The following is a 23,955-nucleotide window of genomic DNA, read 5'->3' as shown; positions in this document are numbered from 1 at the left end:
ATTATCCTTTGTACAATACACTTTTAATTTTCACACCTTTAGAAGTCCCTGGATCAAATTGAACTAAAGACTCTTTTTTACCTTTTTTACTAACATTTTGTGCTATAGATTTATCCCCATCCATGGTATGAGTTCCTATTATTTTTTCGTAGATTTCTTTTGCAATTCTTCTATCGTTTGGATCTTTTATACTTCTCCAATCCCATTCTACATGTGCCCCATGTTCAATATTAGTTTTAACATTTGATTTTCTTAATTCATTAATTATTTTATTAATCCTTTCCGGAGGTAATTTTTGTCCGTTAGCACCTCTTATATCAAATACATCAATATCACCTGTAAATGGTTTACCCGTTAATCTGTCATAAACAACTCCTTTTTTAACATAAAGTTTGTCATAATTTTCAATAATATGTTGAGCCTGATCTGTATACTCTGCACTTCTTTGTCTATATCTTTTAACAATTTCTCGGCGCATCGCTTTAGGTAATTTCTTTATCTGTTGCCTTGAAAGTTTTGGCTTGAAACTTCCAACCTTTCCTATATTTTTCTTTGAAGCACCCAAAAAAGTATCCAAAGCATTAATTGTTTTGTTTTTTACAAACATTTTTTTAGGTACCGCCTCACCTGAATTCAATAATCTTCTGGCAGCCCCAGTAGTAGGTCTTGTTATTATTCTTGCTTTAAATTTGTTTGCTACTCGTTGTATGGATTTTATACTACTACTTGTATAACCACTCACATCTGGTGGATTTGGATCCTTTACGTAATCTTTGGTTCCTTTCTGATCTTTAACAGTAGTTTTATCTTTTGGATTATTTTTAGCATCAACCTTTTTTTCATTCTCTGCTTTTAATCTAGCTTGTCCTTTTTGTACTTGACCATTTAAGAAAACTATTATAAGTTCATCTCTTAATTGTCTTGCCGTCATTTTTGCAGCTTCTGGTATTGATTTTGTTCTTCCGTAAGATATTGCAAATGTTGCTACAGCATATATTGCCCAAACTTTTATCTTATTTCCTTTATAAATTTTTTCAATATTTCGAGTATTTATAACACCCCCTTTGGCAACACTGAAAAGAACTTCTTTAAAACTTGATATTTGTGCATCAATAAAATCATCTACAGATTTTCCTTCTATAACCATTCCATATCCTGTAAGTGTAATTTCTTTAAAGGTACTTGCTCCAAAACCTGTGAAAGGCCCCAGATAAGTAGAGACAACAACTTGAAATGCAATATCACCCATCCAAACAACCCACTCTAGAGTATCAATTATTGCATCATAAGAATTAGCTTCAGAAATGTATTTTTCAGCTTCATTTATCATTAAATCGTGAGCGATTAACCAAATCTTTTTTCGGAAAGCAACCATTCCTTCAACATCAAACTTATCCTTGTTCCGCTCGAGCATATCGAGAAGTTTATTTCTTTCTTTAGAATCTTTGAAGTAATCATAAATAGTAGTCTTACAATCATTATAGGCTTTTTCCCAAGCTGGAAATTTATCACCCATGCCGTACGATTGAACTTTTAGTGTTATAATCTGTTCAAAAGCTTTTGGATTTTCTGTATTAGAAACAGGTGCTTTTACCAGATATTTAAGATTATAGACATCACCAAATCCCGGAAATTTATTAGGAACTTCTATACTATAATATCCATGGTGCATAGTGGTAATAAATTTTTCAAAATAGAGCTTTGGTTCTAATACTGTATTTATATTTTTTTCGACTTTATTATCACTAACCAATTCGAAACTTAGATTTTGTAGGGCTTTTTTATCTACCTCCATTTGATCTGTTTCTGGATTATACCAGTTTAATGAAAATTCTAATTTGTCTTTAAAATCTCCTTTGGCAAGAAATGTGATTTCGTTATTCTTAGTTACTCCACTTTCAATAAAAAGTCCTTCTTTTGTAACCATTACGTAAATATGTCTTTCCAATGGTTTTTCTTCTTTTTGTTGTGCAGAGATTACGAATAGTTTACGCAGATATTTTTCTCCCTCTTTTGGTTCTATAATAGGCCCTGTTAAGGTGATGTTTACTTTTGTTTCAGAAACTTCTTCAATAGCAATCTCTGTTAAAGGTTCGCTATCGGGAGTTTCATAATCTTTCATATAAATTGCCTTAAATTTCCAAGGGATTTCACCATCACAGTTTTCAATAAATGCTTTGCAAGTAACTTCAGATTTTTCTTCAGAAACTGGAAAAGTAATATCTTCTAAATTGGTTTCCAGCATACAATCTAGTAATTGTATTTCTAAATTATTTTCTAGACGTATATCTTTTTCTTCTTCTTTATATTCTACATAAATATCTAAAGTAACCGATTTAGGAGGATGTGAAATATCATATTCTCCTTTGGGGTCAGAAGCCCCAACAAGAATAGCAGCCCAACCTTCATCAAAATACGGCCCTTCATCTAATAAATCAACCCATCGATCTTTTGAATTATCAAATTTTATTTTTTTTGTTAATTCTGGAATATCATTATCATCTGCATCCACTACTTGTGCAAAACAAGTTAGGTTTTGGTCTATATTGGGGCGCAAACTCCGTGTATTACCTGGTGCGGTTTCTATGATTAGGCGGTTTTGCATTCCAGCGTTTATCCGCACTTGTTTTTGATAGGAATGTCCGTCAACACTTGCAGTAACCGTAATATAGAATTGATTTTCTTTAGGCTTGTCTTTTAAAGATAATTGACTATTAAGAGTACCAACCGCACTAAAAGGCATTACCTTAAGTGCTTTTTCTGAATTTTGAATTTTTATAGTAGCATTGGCTAGTGATTTTCCTTTTTCTGTGATTTTCCACACTTTTGCTGTTAAGGTTTTTGACTCGTTTGGTTTTAAAGAAAACTCTTCTTTATTTAATTGTAATACGTAACCTGCTTTTTCTTCATCTTTTTCACTTTTCTTTTTAGAATTCTTTGATTTTTTTAACCGCTTTCTAATTGCAACAATAGCTGCACCTAAAGCTGCACCACCAATAATAACTTCCCAAGGAAATTCATCATCTTCAGAATCTGGATAGGCAGGGTCTTGTTCTGAAGAAGGAGAACTATTCTCATTTAAAATTATATCTAATTTTGGTGCAAATCCAGGTGCGATATCTCCCTTAATTATTTCATTTCTTAAGTCATTATATGCCTGCCCAATAGAAACATTTTCAGGATCAGGATATTTTGAAACTAAAAAATAACCACCATCGTTAAGATAAAAACTTTCTGTATCATATTCATAAGATAAATATGGTTGGCCGAACATATGGTAGTAATGAATATCTTTTTTTCCTCTATTTTTACCCCATATAGGTATATTATCGTAAGTTATTGTTCGTTTCTCAGTAATCTTTACAGCATAGACAAGTCCTGAGATATTAAATCTAGAACATCCTGAAACTTCATAAGGTTGGCGTGTTTTTTCAAGTAGGTCTCTTCGATGATGTTTAATGGGTGAAGAGAACTCAATACTCTCTATTATAGTTTCGTCTGTATACCCCTCACTTCCTCTACTCTTTTTATTAATTATATTCTTTTGATTACTTATGTATTTGTTTTTTACTTGTTTAATTTCTGATTCAGTTGGAAATCTATCCCAGCTTTGCCCATAAAGAGAATTAACACCCAAAAACAATCCAATAAATAATAGAAGAGAAAGTTTAAAACACCTTTTCGAGGAATGAAAAAAACTACTATTTGAATATAAAGAAGAAATCTGGAATATTTTCATAACCATCTAATTAAATAATCAATTAATAATGGGGTTACTAATCCAATTACGATTGATTTTTTAACTAGTAGTACTTTAAATTTACAACTTGTTTGTTGATTTTCAAAGAGAAACAACAAAATTAAATATTATAGTTTAATGTCTTTATTCTTTTATTTAAAAAAAAACATTAAATTAATTCGTTCACTTTCTCAAAATCCAAACCTCCATAATTTCCTGAGCTCATCAATAACAGCGCAGAATTATCAAAATTTTGATTAAATAGATACGCTCTAAATTCTTCAGGGTTTGTAAAAATGATTAAATCTTCTCTATTAAAAGCGTCCTTAATTTGCTGTTTAGTAACTTTTTCTAGTTTTTTAATTTCAACTGCGTGAGGAGAATAAAATACTACAGCAACATCTGCACTATCCAAAGCACCTTCATATTCTTTTAAAAAATCAGCATTTAAACTACTATAGGTATGTAACTCCAAACAAGCCAATACAGTTCTATCAGCATACTGATTTTTAACCGCATTCGTTGTTGCTTCAACTTTACTTGGCGAATGCGCAAAATCTTTAAAAACTACTGTAGATTCACTTTCGGCAATTTTCTCTAAACGCTTACTGGCTCCTTTAAAAGTTGCAATGGCTTCATAAAATTGCTCTTCATTTATTCCCATATGTTGGCAAATCCATTTTGCACCAGCCATATTTTGTAGATTATGTTCTCCAAATATTTCTAAAGGCATTTCACCATCAGGAGTTTCAATAAAAGTTGTTCCATTTACAATGGTATATTTTGGAGTTGAATATGCATACTTTTTAATCGGATTTTCAGAAGATTCCACCACTTTTTTAACCTCTTCATCTTCTTCATTATAAACCATAATTCCACCGTTGGTTAATGAATCTGTGAAAATTGAAAATTGCTCTACATAATTTTCAAAAGTTGGAAATACATTAATATGATCCCAAGCAATTCCACTAATCAACGCAATATTTGGTTTGTATAAATGAAATTTTGGACGTAAATCTATTGGTGAACTTAAATATTCATCACCCTCCAATACCATAAATTCATTTTCATCCGTTAAATGAACCATAGTTTCAAAACCGTCTAATTGAGCACCAACCATATAATCAACCTCAACATCATGATAATTCATAACATGTAAAATCATTGAGGTTATGGTAGTTTTTCCGTGAGAACCACCTATAACAACACGTGTTTTATCTTTACTTTGCTCGTACAAAAACTCAGGATAAGAATATATTTTTAAGTCTAATTCTTTTGCTTTTAACAACTCGGGATTGTCACCTTTTGCGTGCATTCCTAAAATAACCGCATCAATTTTTGAAGTTATTTTTTCTGGAAACCAACCAAATTCTTCTGGTAATAAGCCACGTTTATTCAAACGAGACTTTGATGGTTCAAAAATAGTGTCATCACTTCCCGTAATTTGGTATCCTTTTTGTTGTAAAGCAATAGCAAGGTTGTGCATAGCGCTTCCTCCAATAGCAATAAAATGTATATTCATACTAAAATTTTTGTTGCGTAAATGTACAAAATAGCTTTCAAAATTTTTATAAATTTAGAAACACTAATTAAAAAGTTACATTAACTCATTATAACGTGTTGTTTACTCAATTAAACGTTTGGTTGATACTTAAACAAAGTATCTTTAGATTATAAATGATATAATTATGAAAAAAATTGCCTTAACTATAATGACAATATTTTTATTTTCACACATTTCAAAAGCTCAACAATTTGATAATTACAGTAGTTTGTGGAAAGAAGTTCAACAATTTGAATTGAAATCTTTACCAAAATCGGCTTTAAAAGTGGTTGAAACTATTTACAATAAAGCTAAAAAAGAAGAGAACTCACCGCAAATTACTAAAGCTTTAATTTATAAGTCTAAATTTGCTTTAACTTTAGAAGAAAATGCGCAACTAAAGGTTATTAAGCAGTTTAAAACTGAAATTGAAGATTCTAAAACACCAACCACAAATGTTTTAGAAAGTGTATTAGCAAACTTGTACTGGCAATATTTTCAACAAAATAGATGGAAATTTTACAAACGAACAAAAACAAACGAAAAAGTTGATGAATCCGATTTTAGTACCTGGGATTTAGAAACTATTTTCTCTGAAATTCATTTTCATTTTCAAAACTCTTTAAAAAACGGAATTATACTTCAACAAACAAAACTTGAAGTATATAATGAAATTTTACATTTACAAAAAGATTCTAAAAAATACAGACCAACATTATTTGATTTTATTGCAAATAACGCTTTAGACTTTTATAAAACAACTGAAAATTCTATCGCAAAACCTGCTGAAAAATTTGAAATATCAGCAATACATTTTAACAATATTGACAACAATTTAATTGAAAAACCAAAATACTTTTCTTTACAATATAATGCTCTTGAAATATATAATGATTTAACTGCTTTTCATTCAAAAACCAACAATTTATATGCATTTGTTAACACAGAATTAGAGCGTTTAAAATTTATAAAACAAAATGCTCATTTTGAAGGAACAGACAGTATTTATTTAGCAAAACTAGAATCATTAAAAAATGAAAATAAAAAACATGAATCTTCTACCTTAATAGATTTTGAAATTGCTACAATCTACAGGAATGAGGGTTTAAAATATAAACAAAATTCTAATGAAAATTCTCAATTTAAAATTACTGAAGCATTAGAAATCTGTAAAAAAACCATTGAAATATTTCCTGAAAGTTTAGGTTCAAAAAAATGTAATAACCTAAAAGAAAACATTTTAAAGCCAACCTTAACAATTACGGCAGAAAAAAATATCCCATCCAATTTACATAGTAAATTTTTAGTCTCATATAAAAATTTAAATAACCTAAACACTTCTATTTACAGTTTATCTGATAATGAAATTAGAGCATTTAATAAAATTAATAATGATTCTAGTAAAATTGATTTCATTAAGAAATTAACGTTAGTTGAAACTGTTCAAAATACTTTAAAAAACGAAAAAGATTATCAATTACATAGTACTGAAATTATTATTCCACCAATTAAAAATGGTAAATTTCTTATTATTTGCTCTCCTGAAAAGGAAGTTACAAAAAACGGAATGTTTGCAACTGCAACAATTCAAGTAACTGATATTTCTTTAATTCAAAAAAGTAATAACGAACAAAACACATATCAAGTAATAAACAGAAATACAGGAAAGCCTTATATCAATGCTAAAATAACTGTGAAAAATTATAATATTGGCAGATACAACAAAGCCATTTCACGAAATTTTACAACTAACAAATATGGCAAATTTAGTTTCACAACAAATAGTTATCATAGAAGCGTTGTTATTTCTGTTGAAACTGAAACAGAAAAAGCCTCATTTGGAGATTATTACTTAAATGAAAATAGAAAGCCAAATAACAACAATGAAAAAGAATATACGACAGTTAAACCTTTTATTTTTACGGATAGAAGTATCTATAGACCTGGACAAACAGTTCATTTTAAGTCTATTTTTATTGAAAAAACGGGAGATAAATCAATACCATTTAGCAATAAAAATGTTACAGCCGCTTTATATAATGTAAATAATGAAAAAGTTAAACAAATTGATTTAAAAACTAATGAGTTTGGTTCGGTTAGCGGAAAATTTATACTACCAAATAATGGCCTATTAGGACAATACTATTTAAAATTAAATACAAAAGAAAATTTTAATAACACAACCTATTTTTCAGTTGAAGAATATAAACGACCAAAATTTGAAACAGAATTTAAACCTATAACCGATACTTTTAAAGTAAATGATTCAGTAACTGTAAAAGGAAATGCCATTGCTTTTGCTGGAAGTAACATTACTAACGGAAAAGTAACCTATAGAGTTCATAGAAAAGTAGTATATCCGCGTTGGTTTTATTGGTACAGACCTTCGTTTAATGCTGTGGAAGCTATGGAAATTACGCACGGAGAAACAATAACTGATAATGAAGGAAACTTTGAAATTACCTTTAAAGCCATTCCTGATAAGAGTTCAGATAAAGAAAATAAGCCTGTATTTACTTATGAAATTGAAGCTGATGTAACCGATATTAATGGAGAAACCAGAAGTGCAACTACCAATGTTAAAGTTGGTTACCACACACTAACAATTACTGCAACAATTAACGATAAGATAGATAATGTAGAGAAAAATCATAAAATTAATTTAGAAACCACTAATTTAAATGGTGAATTTTCTGCAACTAAAGGAGTTTTAAAAATTTATAAATTACAAGCTCCTCAAAACGTTTTACGAAACAGACCTTGGAATGTTCCTGATTATCAAGAAATTTCTAAAAAAACATATCAGCAATTATTTCCTCACGAACCTTATACCAATGATGAAAATAATATTAATAATTGGAAAAAAGGAGAACAAGTATTTGAAACTAATTTTAACACTGAAGAAAGTAAAGAAATTACTCTAAAAAAAATTAACAATTGGAAAACTGGCAACTATACTATTGAAGTTGAGGCAAAAGATAACTACAATCAATTAGTTGAAGATAAACAACGTTTTAGAGTTTTCAATTCAAAAAAACCACAAATAGCCGACAAGCAATTATTTGAAATTTCAACAACTAAATTCACTTACAAACCTAATGAAACAGCCATTTTAAAAATAGGTTCAGCTTCAAATAATATGGCAGTAACTATTGCTATTGAAAAAAACCATAAAATTGTAAGTCAGCAAATTATAAATTTAAACGATGAAGTTAAATTCGTTAAAATTCCTGTTACTGAAAATGATTTAGGTGGTTTTGTAATTAAATATTGTTTTTCAAATTATAATGAATTTAAAAGTGGAACCATTCAAATTCCTGTACCAAATTCCATAAATAATTTAGAAATTGAAACACGAACTTTTAGAGATAAACTACAACCAGGACAAGATGAAACTTGGAGTTTTAAAATAAAAGGTAAAAACACTGACAAAGTTACTGCTGAAATTTTAGCAAGTATGTACGATGCTTCTTTAGATGAATTTAAATCGCATAGTTGGAATTTTGATCCAATTCAGCATACTTCTTATCACTCATATAATAATTGGAATAGTCGTAATTCTTATGGTAACACAAACTTTAGAGTCTATAATTTACCAAGAAATAATTATCAAAATAACACTCAACAATTTGATGCTTTAAATTGGTATGGATTACACTTTGGGAATATTAGAATGATGCGTTCTTTAAGTGGAAGAGTTTCAGGAATTGAAATGAAAATGAACAAAACTGTAATGGTTGTAGAAGATGAAATGGAGGTTGAAGAATCAATAATAGAGTCTACAGCAGCCGATATGAACGAAAAAATAATGATTAGAGGTACGGGATCTATTAAGGGTAATTCTAGCCCATTAGTGGTTGTTGATGGAGTTATTGTTGATGCTAACGTTTTAGAATCTTTAGACATGAATAATGTTACATCTTTTGAAGTATTAAAAGATGCTGCTACAACTTCAATTTATGGTTCTCGTGCCGCTAATGGAGTTATTATAATCACTACAAAAAGTGGCCAAGAAAAATTAGAAAAAGAATTATCTAAAGTTAAAGCTCGTAAAAACTTTAATGAAACTGCCTTCTTTTTCCCTCATTTAAAAACAGATGAAAAAGGAAATGTAAGTTTTAGTTTTACAATGCCAGAAGCGTTAACACGTTGGAAATTACAATTATTAGCACACACTAAAGATTTAGCAACTGCAACAAAAACATTAACAACAGTAACTCAAAAAGAGTTGATGGTATTACCTAACCCTCCTCGTTTTTTACGTGAAGGCGATGTTTTACAGTTTTCAAGTAAAATTTCTAATCTATCAGCTAAAACTTTAAATGGGATTGCTCAATTAGTGTTAACCGATGCTATTTCAGGAAAAGAAATCAACAATTTAATTGATAAAAACGCAACAACTCAAAATTTTATAGTTGACGCTAAAGGAAACACCAACGTAAATTGGACGTTAACTATTCCAGAAAATGTGCAAGCAATTCAATATAAAATTGTGGCAAAAGCTGGTGAATTTTCCGACGGAGAACAAAATGTGCTACCTGTTTTATCTAACAGAATGTTAGTTACAGAAACGTTACCAATGTGGGTGCGTAGCAATCAGACCAAAACATTTTCATTAGATAAATTAAAAAATAATAAATCAACAACATTAAAGAATCATAAATTAACGTTAGAGATTACTTCCAATCCGGCTTGGTATGCAATTCAAAGTTTACCGTATTTAATGGAATATCCGTATGAATGTGCTGAACAGACATTCTCTCGTTATTATGCAAATACTTTGGCAAGTCATATTGCAAATTCAAATCCACGAATTCAAGAAGTATTTAATTTATGGAAAACAAGCGATGCTTTGGTTTCTAATTTAGAAAAGAATGAGGAATTAAAATCTATAATTATTCAGGAAACTCCTTGGCTACGCGATGCACAAAGTGAAACCGAACAAAAGAAAAGAATTGGCTTATTATTCGATTTAAATAAAATGAAAAACGAGCAAGAAATTGCTTTAAATAAATTGAAAGAATTACAGTTTTCAAACGGTGGTTTCCCTTGGTTTAAAGGAAGTAAATATCCTAACCGATATATTACGCAACACATTGCATCTAGCTACGGACATTTAAAACACTTAAATGTTACCGAAAATAAAGAAACTGAAAAAATGATTTCAAAAGCTGTTCAGTTTTTAGATGATGAAATTTTAGACGACTATAATAAACTTTTAAAGGAAGGTAAAAAAATTAGAGATAAAGCAAAAACAACCTCTAAAGGAATTAAAGCGGAAAAAGAATTTTTAGCTAAAAACCATTTAGGAAATACACAATTGCATTATTTGTATATGAGAAGTTTTTATAAAGACTTAAAAATTTCAGAAAAAGTTAAAGAAGCTATTGATTATTACACAAAACAATCTGCAACTTATTGGACAGATTACAACTTGTATTCAAAAGGATTAATTGCTTTAATTCAACATAGAAAGGATAATAATAAAACTGCTTCTGCAATATTAAAATCTTTAAAAGAAAATAGCATTTCTTCTGAAGAATTAGGAATGTATTGGAAAGAAAACACTGCAAGTTGGTATTGGTACAAAGCTCCAATTGAAACACAAGCACTATTAATTGAAGTATTTTCTGAAATTGAAAATGACATTGCCACTGTTGACGAGCTGAAAATTTGGTTATTAAAAAATAAGCAAACTTCACAATGGAAAACTACCAAAGCAACTACCGAAGCTGTTTATGCTTTATTATTACAAGGAAGCGATTGGCTTTCTGTAAATGAAACCGTTGATGTTACTGTTGGAAACAAAAAAATAGAACCTTCAAAACTAGAAAACGTAAAAGTTGAAGCAGGAACAGGTTATTATAAAACTTCTTGGAATGGAAATGAAATTACTCCAGAAATGGGACAAGTAACTATTTCTAAAAAAGATGAAGGTATTGCTTGGGGTGGATTGTATTGGCAATATTTTGAAGATTTAGATAAAATTACTTCTGCGGAAACACCGTTAAAATTGTCGAAAAAATTATTCTTAAAATCGAATACTGATACAGGCAAAGAATTAACTGAAATTACAGAAACTTCAAACTTAAAAGTTGGGGATTTAATTACTGTTAGAGTTGAATTAAAAGCTGACAGAGAAATGGAATTTGTACATATGAAAGATATGAGAGCTAGTGGTTTAGAACCTATAAATGTTTTATCTAGTTATAAATGGCAAGATGGTTTAGGTTATTATGAAAGCACTAAAGATGCTTCAACAAACTTTTTTATGGAACGTTTACCAAAAGGCGTATATGTTTTTGAATACGATTTACGTGTAAACAATGCTGGAAATTTCAGTAATGGAATTACAACTATACAAAGTATGTATGCTCCTGAATTTAGCAGCCACAGCAAAGGAATTAGATTAAAAGTAAACAAATAAAATAAATCAGATTTATTTAACACTTTAAACAAGCACAAAAGTCTTAATAAGAAAATAAAAAAGCGATAAGTTTACCTATCGCTTTTTTTTATCTATTTAGATGTATATTTATAACCCAAATCTTCTTTTAGTATTCCAAGTTGAACTTTTTGTATTTCTTAAACCTACAACAGTTGTCCTTTTCTTTACTTCTTGATTTTTTAGTATTTTAGTAACTTTCATAATTTGATATTTTTAATTTTAGTAGCCGGCAAAAGTACTGTAACTTAAACTCCCTTTAAAATTAATATATACTTATCTACGAAAACGTTTACATACCAGCAATTACAAACCCTACTACATATAAATCAAAACATTAACACCAATATAAAAAAAACACTACTGCTACTATTTTGGGCTATAATTTCTAAAACAGCCATAAAAACCACTACTTATTTAAATAAAAGAAGAGTAATTTTAGAAAAATAAAACAATTCAAAACCCAAATATTACAATTTTATTTTAATTTTTTCTGTTTCATTTACATCATATGAATGAGAAAACCCAAAAACTTTATATAAAATTTTTCCTTTATAATTCACCTCTATCTTTTTACTAAAAAGACTCCCTATTAAACCTCCAATATTTTTGTTTGAAAAAATACTATCTGTTGGAATATTAACTTTTAAAGGAATGGTAAATTCTTCTTTTGCAGGCACATCAAAACTATCTGAAGTTACTGTTGCCATTTCATTTCCGTTAACAAAGACTTTGATTCCATCTGCTTTTAAATTACCTCCAATATCATTTAGATTCCTAAACAAGGCATCTCCTTTTATTGTTATATAAGTTTTCGTGGATTCCAAAACTTTTATGTTTTTAACCCCTATAAATTCAGGTGGTTCTTTCACGGTACAACTAATAATAACAAATGCAAACGCAAATAATAACCCTAATATTTTTTTTAACATCTTCTTTTTATAAATAAAATTTTGAGTAAAAATATGAATTATTTATTTTTTCGATTTTGAATTTGATCTTTTTTTTACTTGCTTTTGCCAATGGATTAAAATTTAAAGCTAATTGCAACCAATACTCTAAATCGTTATCCAAATCTAATGCATCTGCATTTAAGTAAACATAACCTTTCATTGGTCTGCCTGTAAAGGTCATTTCGCTACATCCTTCCTTTAAAAGTGCTTCTTTATAATTTTCTGTTCCAATTCTTGCCATTAATTCATCCTTAATAATACCAACACACATTTTATTTTCAACCATAAAACACAAGCCTCCAAACATTTTCTTTTCGAAAAAATTCACTTTTTTATCATTTAGAATTCTATTTATTCTATCTGCCAAATGTTAATTATAAGCCATAATTGTTTGTTTAAAAATTCAACTCAATAAGTTACCTTTGCCTAAAAATATAAAAAAATGGATTTAAATCTGATTCCGAAGATAAAACATACAAATAGTAATAACTTTTTTTTATTAGCTGGACCTTGTGCTATTGAAGGTGAAGAAATGGCTTTACGTATTGCAGAACACATTTTAAAAGTGACAGACAAGTTAGAAATTCCTTTTATTTTTAAAGGAAGTTTTAAAAAAGCAAACAGAAGTAGAATTGATAGTTTTACAGGAATTGGAGATGAAAAAGCGCTTAAAATATTGAGGAAAGTTTCTGAGACTTTTAATGTTCCAACGGTTACCGATATTCATACAAATGAAGATGCTGCATTGGCGGCTGAATACGTAGATGTTTTACAAATTCCAGCTTTTTTAGTTCGTCAAACAGATTTAGTAGTAGCTGCTGCAAAAACAGGAAAAGTGGTGAATTTGAAAAAAGGACAATTTATGAGTCCAGATGCAATGAAACATGCTGTACAAAAAGTTAAAGATTCTGGAAACGATAAAGCTTGGATTACTGACAGAGGAACTATGTTTGGTTACCAAGATATGATTGTTGATTTTAGAGGAATTCCTGAAATGCAAAAATATGCACCTACAATTTTAGATATTACCCATTCTTTACAACAACCAAATCAAACTAGTGGGGTTACTGGTGGAAGACCAGATATGATTGAAACAATTGCAAGAGCTGGTGTTGCAGTTGGTGTGGACGGTTTATTTTTAGAAACTCATTTTGATCCTAAAAACGCAAAAAGTGATGGCGCAAATATGCTTGATTTACAATATTTAGAAGGTTTATTAAGTAATTTAGTTGCTATTAGAAAAACAATTAATAAATTTAAATAACCATTTTAGTTATGCTAAACTCGTTTTAGCATCTCATCCTATAAAACTAAACTTAATGCGACCCTGAAATAAATTCAGGGTTACGGTACATATATTATATAAACCAAGCTCTTTTACTATTTTCAATTGAAAGGGCTGCATCTTTTAATAATTGAATAAACATTTGTTCATCAAAATCTTCAATTGATTTTACTTGAAGTGAGCGAACCTGCTTTCTTTTATTATAATTTTTAAGCTGAGGATATTTTTCTTCTAATATAATTCCTTGCACAAAAGCAATATCAACAAAACTGGTCCCTTTTAAAACATTTAAATACAACATTGGCTTTTTATTAATATTGAAAAATGGAATTCTATAACTAAACTTTTCCTCAACTTGGGGTAGTGTTCTATTAATAATACTTCTTATATAAAGCATTATTGATTGGTAAGGTTCCTTTTGGCTATATAAATATTCGTCTATTGGCTTCATAAAAAAACACCAACAAGATATAAAATCTTAATGGTGTTTTAATAATTAATATTCTAAAAATAACTATTTAAATATTCTATCCACATTTAGAGTGTCCACAACTTTTACATTTTAAACATCCTTCTTCATAAATTAACCCTTCCGGATCTCCACATTCAGGACATTTTTTATCAACAGCTTCTGTACCATCTATAACAAATTGTTTTAAAGTACGCGCAATACCATTTTTCCAAGTATTAATATTAGTATCGTACATATTTAGGTTGTTAACCAAATCAACAACATAAGGAATTGGCATTCCGTGACGTAACACTCCTGAAATTAACTTAGCATAATTCCAGTATTCTTTATCAAAAGTTCTAGATAAACCTTCTAAAGTTACTTTGTAACCTTGTTTGTCTGCAAATTGGAAATCGTATCTAGTTTTACCTTCATCATCTTTATTTTTAATTACCCAACCACCTTCTAACCAACTAGGTAATAAAAATGCATCTTCTAACTTACCTGTAAAAATTTCATAAGGACGTTTATCTATTAAACCAACAACTGCTACCCATTTATCATAGTCGTTTTGAAAACGAACTACTTTTGCTTCAATTGTTTTTGGTCTTTTAGGGAAAATAGTTTCAGCAAAACAATCTCCTTTTTTCTTTTCTTTTTTATCATCATTTGCAACAAGAATACCACTTCTAGAACCATCTCTATAAACTGTAATTCCTTTCAATCCTTGTTTCCACGATTCAATATAAATATCACCTACTTTTTCAACTTCAACATCTTTAGCTAAATTAATTGTTGAGCTAATAGAATGCGTTGTATATTTTTGAACCAATGCTTGCATTTCCACACGCTTTCTCCAATCAATTTCAGGTGCTGTAGCTCCTTTATATGGACTTTTTTCAATATCTGTTTCACCAGTAATTTCCATCCAAGTTTTTAGTTTTCCGTGATAAACATCAAATTCCTCAAATGCATCTCCCATATCATCTACATAAGCAACCTTAGCATTTTCATCTCCGTCATTTACCTTTCTTCTTCTTTTATATGATAATAAGAAAACAGGTTCAATTCCTGAAGAAGTTTGAGCCAACATACTTAAACTTCCTGTTGGTGCAACCGTACTAATTGAAATATTTCGTCTTCCATAAGTCATCATTCTGTCATATACATCTGGAAAATCTTTTTCCATCATTTGGACAAACTCAGAATACTTTTCAATATCAGTATTAAACACCTCGAATTTTCCACGAGTTATTGCCATATCAATACTACTATCAAACTCACCTCTAAGTTTAGTTTTCATAATTTCATCAACAACCTCAATTGCTTCATCAGTATCAAACTTTTTACCTAAGGCAGCCATTGCATCAGCTAAAGCAGTAAATCCTAATCCTGTTCTTCTTCCTTTCTTACCTGTTTTATATAATAATTTCCAAGTATCAATTTCAACTTGTTTAATATCATTAGGTTCTTTATCATGCATTATTTTGTTAAAAATCTTATCAACGGCCTCTAGCTCTAAATCAACTAAATCATCCATTAAACGTTGAGATTCATATACAACTTTATAGAATTTTTTATAATCAAAAGATGCTTTATCTGTAAAAGGATTGTCTACAAAACTATATAGGTTTACAGCTATTAAACGACAACTATCACCACCTTGCATTGCAATTTCTGAACAAGGATTTGTTGAGCTATTTTTAAATCCAGGATATACTGAAGATGTTGAATAATAATGTTGACGATCCCAAAATATTAAACCAGGTTCAGCAGTGTTATGAGCACATTTTATTATTGAATCCCATAATTTTTTTGCTTTAACAGTTTTAGTATACGTTGGTGTTTTACTTTCAATTGGCCAACGCAATGTATAATCATCATCATTAACAACCGCTTGCATAAATTCATCCGATAATCTTAATGAAATATTTGCACCTGTAATTTTTGTTAAATCTTGTTTTACAGTAATAAACTCTTCTATATCTGGATGCGCAATATCCATTGTAAGCATTAATGCTCCTCTTCTACCGTTTTGTGCAACTTCTCTTGTTGTATTTGAAAAGCGATCCATAAATGAAACAGCTCCCGTTGTAGTTCCTGCAGAATTAGAAACCTGAGCTCCTCTTGGTCTTAAATGAGATAAATCAACTCCAACTCCACATCTACGTTTAAATAACTGTGCTAATTGTTGGTCTGTATGAAAAATCCCTCCATAAGAATCCAATACTGGTGGAATTACCACACAATTTGATAGTGAAGCAATCACATTTTCATTTCCTAAAGACGACATAACACTCCCTTGAGGAATGATGTATTTAAAGTCTTTAAATAACTCATAAATGCCATCTTCAGATAAAAAATCACGTGTTTTACCATATTCAGATAAACCTTCAGTGCTCTTTTCTTTGTTTGCATACTTTTTTTCCATCCTACCAAATTCAACTGCCATTCTTTTATGCATTTGATCAGGCACACACTCTAAGTATTCTCCTTTTTTATTTTTAACAGCATACTTGTTCATCCAAGTAGTAGCTGCAAGTTCGTCCCCGTTAAAGTAAGCTAAACAACTCTCTAACACGTCTTTATATTCGTAAATTTTAGGAAATACTAATTCTTCTGTCATCATGAGATTAAATAATTTGAATCAATTTTTGAAAAAATAAAATTAGATAATATTTAATTCTAAACCTCCTTGACAAGAAATTAGTAATTAACATTTTTATGTTGAAAAGTTGTTTTAATAGAAAATATAGACTTACTTTGCATTTCAAAGTACTTTTATCATGAGTGAAAAAGATTATTTACAAGACCTTACAGAAATTAAATCTATAATGAATAAATCTACAAGGTTTGTTTCCCTTAGTGGACTCTCTGGAATTTTAGCTGGAGTGTATGCTTTAGTAGGTGCTTTTTTTGGTAAATACTTAATTAATTCGTATCAGTCTGGCGAAGGAACTATTGCTTTCTTACCAATCTCATTTTTTGAACTAATTTTATTAGCCGTAGCCTTATTAGTTTTAATACTATCCGTTACTACAGCTTTTTTTCTTACAAAAAAGAAAGCAAAAGCAAACAATGAAAAAATATGGAATACATCTTCTAAAAGATTGTTAAAAAGCTTTTTAATTCCGCTTATTACAGGAGGATTATTATGTATTGTAATGTATCAATACAACCTCATAGGTTTAATTGCTCCTTTTACTTTAGTGTTTTATGGGTTAGCTTGTGTAAATGCTAGTAAGTTTACCTTAGGAAATATACATTATTTAGGAATTGTAAATATTCTCATTGGATTAGTTGCAACTCAATTTATTGGTTTTGGAATTTATTTTTGGGCATTAGGTTTTGGAATTTTTCATATATTATATGGAGTTATGATGTATACAAAATATGATAAATAAATTTTATGAAATTAACATGGCCAATTTTTATATACAAGAGAATAATTAATAACAAACACCAAGTGTCACTTATTAAAGTAAAAAATTAGACACATGAAAGATATTCTTAAAAATATTAACAAAGCATTTGACAATAAAATAAGACTTGGAATAATGGCCGCTCTTATGGTAAACGAATATCTAGATTTTAATTCATTAAAAGAAATTTTAGGAGTAACAGACGGAAACCTAGCCAGCCATATAAAAGCACTAGAAAAAGTGGATTTTATAAAAATTGAAAAACAATTTATTGGTAAAAAACCAAATACTAGATACAGCATATCTAAACTCGGAACACTAGAATTTAAAAAGCACATTGCCGCATTAGAAAAATTAATACATAACAAATAATATTTTTTTAACTATTTACTTTGTTTTTCAAAGTACTTTTAATTTACAATAAAATGAATAAACCACAAAACAAATTTGGAAACTGGATTAAAACATCAATCTCAGCTAGAATGCTAATGGTAGGATTATTAATCCTTATCTTATTAATTCCTCTCTCCTATATTAAAAGTTTAATTACTGAACGCTCTAACAGACAAGAAGAAGTTGTTAATGAAATAAACAAAAAATGGGGTAGCGAAGTACTTATCTATGGTCCAATATTAAAAGTTCCCTATAAAACATACACCGAAAAATTAATAACCAATGGAGATACCCAGAAAGTGACTAAAGAAACTTTAGAACATATTAATTACGCCTATTTTTTTCCAAATGATTTAAATATTACAAGTCAAATAAATCCTAAAATTAAAAAAAGGGGCATTTACAAAACATCCGTTTATAAAAGTGATTTGCTGTTAAACGGTGAATTTAAAAAACCCGATTTCAGTTCAATTGAAGCAACAGACAAAGATATACTATGGAATAAATCGACGGTAATTATAAAAACATCAAACTTAAAAGGAATAAACAATCAAGTAGAAATACTGTTAAATAAAAACAACTATTCTTTTGTACCTAAATATGAAGCGCAAAAAAATGGTAATTACAAAAACAAATCATTTCATAAACTTGAAACTTCATATCTTAAAATAGAAGAATTTACAAATAATAAAAACACTCCATTTTCAATTAGTTTAACTGTTAGCGGAAGTAAGCAATTAACAATAATTCCCATTGGTAAAGAAACTAATTTAAATGTAAAATCAAACTGGAAAACCGCAAACTTTATTGGTAGTTTTTTACCTTTAAATTCAGATAAAATTTCAGAAAATGGGTTTGATGCAAAATGGAAAGTATTACATATTAATAGACCCTTTTCTCAAGAGTATTTTCAATTACTTCCTAATTTAACTCAATACGCTTTTGGAGTTAATTTTATGATTCCAGTAGACGAATATCAAAAAAGTGAACGTTCAGCTAAATATGGATTTTTGGTAATAGCTTTAACTTTCTTAATATTTTTCTTAATACAAAGTATTAGTAATATTCCAATTCACCCGTTTCAATATTTAATGATTGGGCTAGCATTAACAATGTTTTACACCTTATTAATATCAATTTCTGAACACAGTAATTTTTTTAATGCTTATTTAATTGCCAGCATTTCAGTTATTGCACTTATTACCCTTTATTCTAAGTCTATACTAAAAACATTTAAATTCCCATTATTTATAGCTATTTCACTAACTGCTCTTTACACATTTATTTATGTAATTATTCAACTAGAAAATTACGCTTTACTTGTTGGAAGTATTGGTTTGTTTACAATTTTATCTATTGTAATGTACGCTTCAAGAAAAATAGATTGGAATTAAAAGCGAAGTAATTAAACGTCATTGCGAATGAAACGCAGAGTAATGAAGTAATCTGTTAATTTAGAACTACAAATAATTTTTAGATTCTGTTCAAGAGATTGCTTCGTCGCAAAAGTTACTCGCAATGACGGTTTTAAATAATTCCGTAAACAACTGTATTTCCATTAGTTATTTAACAAAAAACTCATATAGGCTTTAAAACTTTATAAACTACAAATGTTAAAATTCATCCCTAAAAACTTTATTGTTTTTATTTTACTCTTAATTATTGAAGTAATAATTGCACTGTATATTAAACAGCATTTTATTAGACATGTTTTTGGGGATTATCTGTGTGTAATTATGCTCTTTTATTTTTTTAGAAGTTTTTTAAAGCTAAAACCAATTTATACAGCATTAATTGTACTAATAATATCCTTCTTTATTGAAATACTACAACTTATTAATATAATAAGTATCTTAAATATTCAAAATAATATTATTAAAATAATTTTAGGTACATCCTTTAGTGTAATAGACTTAGTTGCTTATTGCTTAGGAATTTTAACTGTTTTAATTATTGAAAAATTAAACAGTTCTCAGTTTTCTCACTAAATCTTCTAAGCCATTTAATTGAATTTCATAAACCAGCCTAAGCATGTCTCCTAACTTCCCTTTTGGAAAACCTTTGTTGTTATACCATACAATATAATGCTCTGGTAATTCTATTAAAAAGGTACCTTTATACTTTCCATATGGCATTTTGGTATTTGCCAATTTTTCCAATTCGTGTTGTTGGTTATTCTCCATCAATAAAATCCTGTAGATAGTTAAAACGTTCAGTTAATTTCTCATCCTGAGTCATTCTAGCTCTAAAAAGAACCCCATTTTCATCATTATTAAAAAAAGCGGGAATTACATTTTTTGAAAAACTTTCTCCAAAACCTTCTGAAGCATCTTTTGGTAACTCACAAGGTAAATTATCTACAGCCATTACTGCAATTGCCTTTTTATTTTTAAAATCTACTTCTTTTTCCTTTATAGGATTGTAACCATACATTGGTTCTGCAATGGTTGACGACCTAATTGTTGAAGCTACTGGACCATCAATATCACAACTAATATCTGCAATAGCTTTTATATGAAAATCTTCTGATTTTGCATCTTCCCTTGTAAAAAGGTACGGTGCTCCATCTCCATAAAAATGACAAGCTATATATAAATCTGCCACTTTGGCAAACCTCATAAAATCACTTAAATATTCGGTTGGGTTGTTAAAAAAATCTTGTTGATTTTTAACCTGTCCATCTTTTCTTTTATTATAATCTAAAACATCTATTTGCACATAAACAGCTTCGTCAAAAGTTTTTGTTAAAAAGTCATGTACTGTCACCTTTTTCATCCCCATACCTTTCAGCATTTCTTTTGCTCCATTTCCTACTCTGCCCTTTCCTGTTAAAAGCACTTTTATTGCCGGTAGTTTAATTTTTTGCAATTCGTGAATAAGCATTAATTGATCGTGTAAATCTTCTGCTTTAGGTAATTTAAACAAATTAAATTTTAATCCGTAGGTTCTAAAACCGTTATAAGCACCAACAATACCAGCATATCTACCAAAAGCCACCAACCTTTGTCCTTTCTCATTTACTATTACTTCGTGATCATACAATTCAATATTATTAGCTAAAATAGCTTGCAATAACCCTCTGTTATAACTTTGTTTTTTAATAGTATGTGAAAAGAAAAAGTATTTTTTGTTTGGAATTAAGTATTTAATAGGCACCTCTTTTACTCCCAATAAAACATCGCAATCACTTACATCATTAACAACTTCAATCCCTTCAATTTTATAATCTTCATTGGTGAAAAAACGATCTTCAGACCTTTCTACTTTAATAGAAAGATTAGGATATTTTTTCAACAATCTTCTACATTCTTTTGGAGATAAAACCACTCTTCTATCGGGTGGATTCTTGCGTTCTTTAATGATTCCTATTTTCATTATATAAGTTGGTATAAAATTTGTACTAAGGTATTATGAATTAAAGGAAGAAACAAATAATTAATCTAACGGATTTTTTATACATTTGCATTCTTTAAAAGATTAAGATCTTTGACTTATTGGGGACGACTGGTTTTGACTGCAAGGTCAATTAAACTAGAAGCATGTCGAGTAATGAAATAGCACTCGTAAATCACAATTTCAAATTTTTAAACGGCGAAGATAACTACGCTTTAGCTGCTTAATCCGAATTATAGTAGGATGAGCCTCGGCACACTAGGTGTGCAAGCTGAATGCCCACTGAGAGCCTTGGTTAGCGGCGATCAATTTACGGGCATCGTAAAAGTTAACATAGAAATGCTATTGTTTCGCTAGCATTTTGAAACTAAAGAAACTAAGTTTTAGGTAGATTGTTTTCGATCAGCCTTTTATCGAAAATTTAAAGAAAACTAAGCATGTAGAAGCTACTTTGGTTGCTTGTTTGGACCCGGGTTCGATTCCCGGCGTCTCCACTATTACACCTTACAAACCCTTATTCTATAAGGGTTTTTTATTTTGAGCTCGTGGTAGCGTTGATAATCTATCCAAACTTATTTTATATTGTTGTATCAAACAAATTTACTATTTTTATACTTAATTACTAATTATTAATATAAAACGATGAGTGTCTTCAATATTTACATTTTACTTATACTGGTAAGTTTCGGTTTTAGCTTAATCCATTTCTGGATTGTTTCACAAAGATATGCAAGTAAATTTGTTCCTTATTTTTTCAATCAAAAAATAATATGGGATCCAAATATTGATAGGTTAAAACTTATATTTACAGCAATAATTTTAATATCTCCTTTAGTTGCATTAAAATCTATTATAGAATTTAACTTAAATAATGAGTATTTTAATTTTATTGGATTAAGTACTATTATACTCCTTGGAATTTTATGCCTGTGGTTTGATGTTAAAAAACTTAATCCTCTTAAAAATAATTCGTTCAAAAAACAAGAAGATAAAAATATTCCTTCTGAAAATGAAATTTCATTAAAAAAAAATATTTCTCAGGAAACGACAAACAAAAATTATATTATTAATTATTTCAATACTTTTCAATATAATTACTCAAATATTAACTTTTTTAATAAAACGGAATTAAAATCAAATATTAAAAATCAGACTAGAGGCCCAAAACAATTCACAAAAAATATTTTTATTGCACTTAAGTATTATATTATTCATTATTATGACAAGGAACAAAGATCTAACGACTTCCATATAACAAAAAAATCATTCTTTGAAAGAATAGCCACTTTAGAAAATATAGATGCTGGAACTTTAAAAAGTGAATATGGTAAAATTGAAAAAGATCGCAACCCAGATATTTTTTTACGAGATAGAAAATATAAAAAATACATACTTCACCTTTTACAAGATACTACAATAAAGAAAAATAAAGAAATTATTACTCTTTTAGAAAAATTCAAATAATAAAGGGAAAAAGAATTAATTCGAATTAATTCTCATATACTTTGTTACTCATATTTGTGGAAATAAATTAAAAACCATAAAATATGAATTATTACGTAGATCCATTTAAGAATCTTTTCAAACAATTAGATGAGATAAAAGAAATAGCCCTTTCAATTAAAGATGCTCCAAAAGAAGATTACACACTAAAATTCTATACAGTCCCTGAGGCTAGTAAAATTTTGAAAGTAGATTCACAAACTATCAAAAATTATAACAAAGCTGGTTTTCTTCATATAGAAACTTATGGAATTAACCGAAAATTAATCCATCATTCCGACCTATTTACTGAGGACAATAAGCCCAAGTCATATAAATATCTAAGAAAGTCATAATAGTTCGATCAAAAACTAGCTATTATGGAAAATTCAAAAAGGATTTTTACTGGGGTATGGATACCTAAAGATATTTATTTAAGTACAGAGGCTAAATGGATAACTAAAGTTTTGTTTATAGAAATCCACAGTTTTACAGCGAATGGAAAACCTTGCTTTTTTTCAAATAATTATATCTCAAATTTTCTAGGTGTTTCTGATAGACAAGTTTCAAGATTAATTTCAGACTTAAAAAAATTGGGATGGATAACTGAGACACATTTTGATGGTAGAAAGAGATACTTAAAGAGTAACCTTGAAATAAATTTTCAAACTGGCGAAGCTGCATTGACAAAATTGTCTAAACCAGAAAGTCAAAAAAATCCTTCCAGCATAGACAAAAATGTCTACCATAATATACCAATTAATAAGTCCATTGATTTTTCTTTTGAAGAAAATAATTTAGACACGCCAAAAAACAAAAGAGGTGCCCCTCTTAATTAAATTATAAAAA

Annotated in this window: 17 protein-coding genes and 1 other RNA gene; 10 read left to right on the top strand and 8 right to left on the bottom strand. The window is 29.0% G+C overall.

The features are described 5' to 3' along the window. Window position 1: 1 nt before the first annotated feature. Complete coding sequence (locus DAD81_RS02220) at window positions 2-3,739, bottom strand: hypothetical protein (RefSeq protein ID WP_157961057.1); 3,738 nt, start codon at window positions 3,737-3,739, stop codon at window positions 2-4. Between the two features lie 169 nt (window positions 3,740-3,908). Then, window positions 3,909-5,261 (bottom strand): UDP-N-acetylmuramate--L-alanine ligase, encoded by a 1,353-nt coding sequence (locus DAD81_RS02215; protein ID WP_111706592.1) that lies wholly within the window; start codon window positions 5,259-5,261, stop codon window positions 3,909-3,911. 166 nt (window positions 5,262-5,427) lie between these two features. Between DAD81_RS02215 and DAD81_RS02210 the strand changes: the two genes are divergently transcribed. After that, a complete protein-coding gene (locus tag DAD81_RS02210) occupies window positions 5,428-11,709 on the top strand; it encodes an alpha-2-macroglobulin family protein (RefSeq protein ID WP_111706591.1) in 6,282 nt (2,093 codons plus the stop codon). A gap of 488 nt (window positions 11,710-12,197) precedes the next feature. Here DAD81_RS02210 and DAD81_RS02205 read toward each other — a convergent pair whose 3' ends face one another. Next, a complete protein-coding gene (locus DAD81_RS02205) occupies window positions 12,198-12,659 on the bottom strand; it encodes an LEA type 2 family protein (RefSeq protein WP_111706590.1) in 462 nt (153 codons plus the stop codon). 7 nt (window positions 12,660-12,666) lie between these two features. Further along, on the bottom strand, window positions 12,667-13,047 hold the full coding sequence (locus tag DAD81_RS02200; RefSeq protein ID WP_245949163.1) for a TfoX/Sxy family protein: 381 nt from the start codon (window positions 13,045-13,047) through the stop codon (window positions 12,667-12,669). A 75-nt stretch (window positions 13,048-13,122) separates the two neighbouring features. Between DAD81_RS02200 and kdsA the strand changes: the two genes are divergently transcribed. Continuing rightward, window positions 13,123-13,944, top strand: coding sequence for a 3-deoxy-8-phosphooctulonate synthase (gene kdsA / locus DAD81_RS02195; RefSeq protein WP_111706589.1), 822 nt, complete (start codon window positions 13,123-13,125; stop codon window positions 13,942-13,944). A 94-nt stretch (window positions 13,945-14,038) separates the two neighbouring features. On the opposite strand, the gene DAD81_RS02190 is transcribed toward kdsA, so the two are convergent. Then, window positions 14,039-14,416: a DUF1801 domain-containing protein gene (locus DAD81_RS02190; protein WP_111706588.1), complete on the bottom strand. Its 378-nt coding sequence runs from the start codon at window positions 14,414-14,416 to the stop codon at window positions 14,039-14,041. A gap of 76 nt (window positions 14,417-14,492) precedes the next feature. Further along, window positions 14,493-17,045: an adenosylcobalamin-dependent ribonucleoside-diphosphate reductase gene (locus DAD81_RS02185; protein WP_111706587.1), complete on the bottom strand. Its 2,553-nt coding sequence runs from the start codon at window positions 17,043-17,045 to the stop codon at window positions 14,493-14,495. A 157-nt stretch (window positions 17,046-17,202) separates the two neighbouring features. Between DAD81_RS02185 and DAD81_RS02180 the strand changes: the two genes are divergently transcribed. From DAD81_RS02180 to DAD81_RS21215, 4 genes are all read left to right on the top strand, one after another. Further along, a complete protein-coding gene (locus DAD81_RS02180) occupies window positions 17,203-17,820 on the top strand; it encodes a hypothetical protein (protein ID WP_111706586.1) in 618 nt (205 codons plus the stop codon). Between the two features lie 93 nt (window positions 17,821-17,913). Then, window positions 17,914-18,210, top strand: a complete 297-nt coding sequence (locus tag DAD81_RS02175) for a winged helix-turn-helix domain-containing protein (protein WP_111706585.1) — start codon at window positions 17,914-17,916, stop codon at window positions 18,208-18,210. Window positions 18,211-18,263: 53 nt separating this feature from the next. Beyond that, entirely contained in the window at window positions 18,264-19,625 is a 1,362-nt protein-coding gene (gene creD, locus DAD81_RS02170) for a cell envelope integrity protein CreD (protein WP_111706584.1), read from the top strand. A gap of 216 nt (window positions 19,626-19,841) precedes the next feature. After that, a complete protein-coding gene (locus DAD81_RS21215) occupies window positions 19,842-20,219 on the top strand; it encodes a DUF2809 domain-containing protein (protein ID WP_111706583.1) in 378 nt (125 codons plus the stop codon). Here DAD81_RS21215 and DAD81_RS02160 read toward each other — a convergent pair. After that, complete coding sequence (locus tag DAD81_RS02160; protein ID WP_111706582.1) at window positions 20,193-20,414, bottom strand: DUF3820 family protein; 222 nt, start codon at window positions 20,412-20,414, stop codon at window positions 20,193-20,195. The two genes, DAD81_RS21215 and DAD81_RS02160, sit on opposite strands and share 27 nt — an antisense overlap. Beyond that, window positions 20,404-21,606, bottom strand: a complete 1,203-nt coding sequence (locus tag DAD81_RS02155) for an NAD(P)-dependent oxidoreductase (protein WP_111706581.1) — start codon at window positions 21,604-21,606, stop codon at window positions 20,404-20,406. Before DAD81_RS02155 ends, DAD81_RS02160 begins: the two co-directional genes overlap by 11 nt. A gap of 121 nt (window positions 21,607-21,727) precedes the next feature. On the opposite strand from DAD81_RS02155, the gene ssrA reads away from it, so the two are divergent. From ssrA to DAD81_RS02135, 4 genes are all read left to right on the top strand, one after another. Continuing rightward, window positions 21,728-22,121: a transfer-messenger RNA gene (ssrA, locus tag DAD81_RS02150) on the top strand. Between the two features lie 145 nt (window positions 22,122-22,266). Then, complete coding sequence (locus DAD81_RS02145; RefSeq protein ID WP_111706580.1) at window positions 22,267-23,088, top strand: hypothetical protein; 822 nt, start codon at window positions 22,267-22,269, stop codon at window positions 23,086-23,088. Window positions 23,089-23,171: 83 nt separating this feature from the next. Beyond that, entirely contained in the window at window positions 23,172-23,462 is a 291-nt protein-coding gene (locus tag DAD81_RS02140) for a MerR family transcriptional regulator (protein ID WP_111706579.1), read from the top strand. A gap of 24 nt (window positions 23,463-23,486) precedes the next feature. Further along, window positions 23,487-23,945, top strand: a complete 459-nt coding sequence (locus DAD81_RS02135) for a helix-turn-helix domain-containing protein (RefSeq protein WP_111706578.1) — start codon at window positions 23,487-23,489, stop codon at window positions 23,943-23,945. The last annotated feature ends 10 nt before the right edge of the window (window positions 23,946-23,955 follow it).

The sequence above is a fragment of the Lutibacter citreus genome (assembly GCF_003260195.1).
GTDB classification, from domain to species: domain Bacteria; phylum Bacteroidota; class Bacteroidia; order Flavobacteriales; family Flavobacteriaceae; genus Lutibacter; species Lutibacter citreus.
This window is presented reverse-complemented; position numbering and strand designations above follow the sequence as displayed.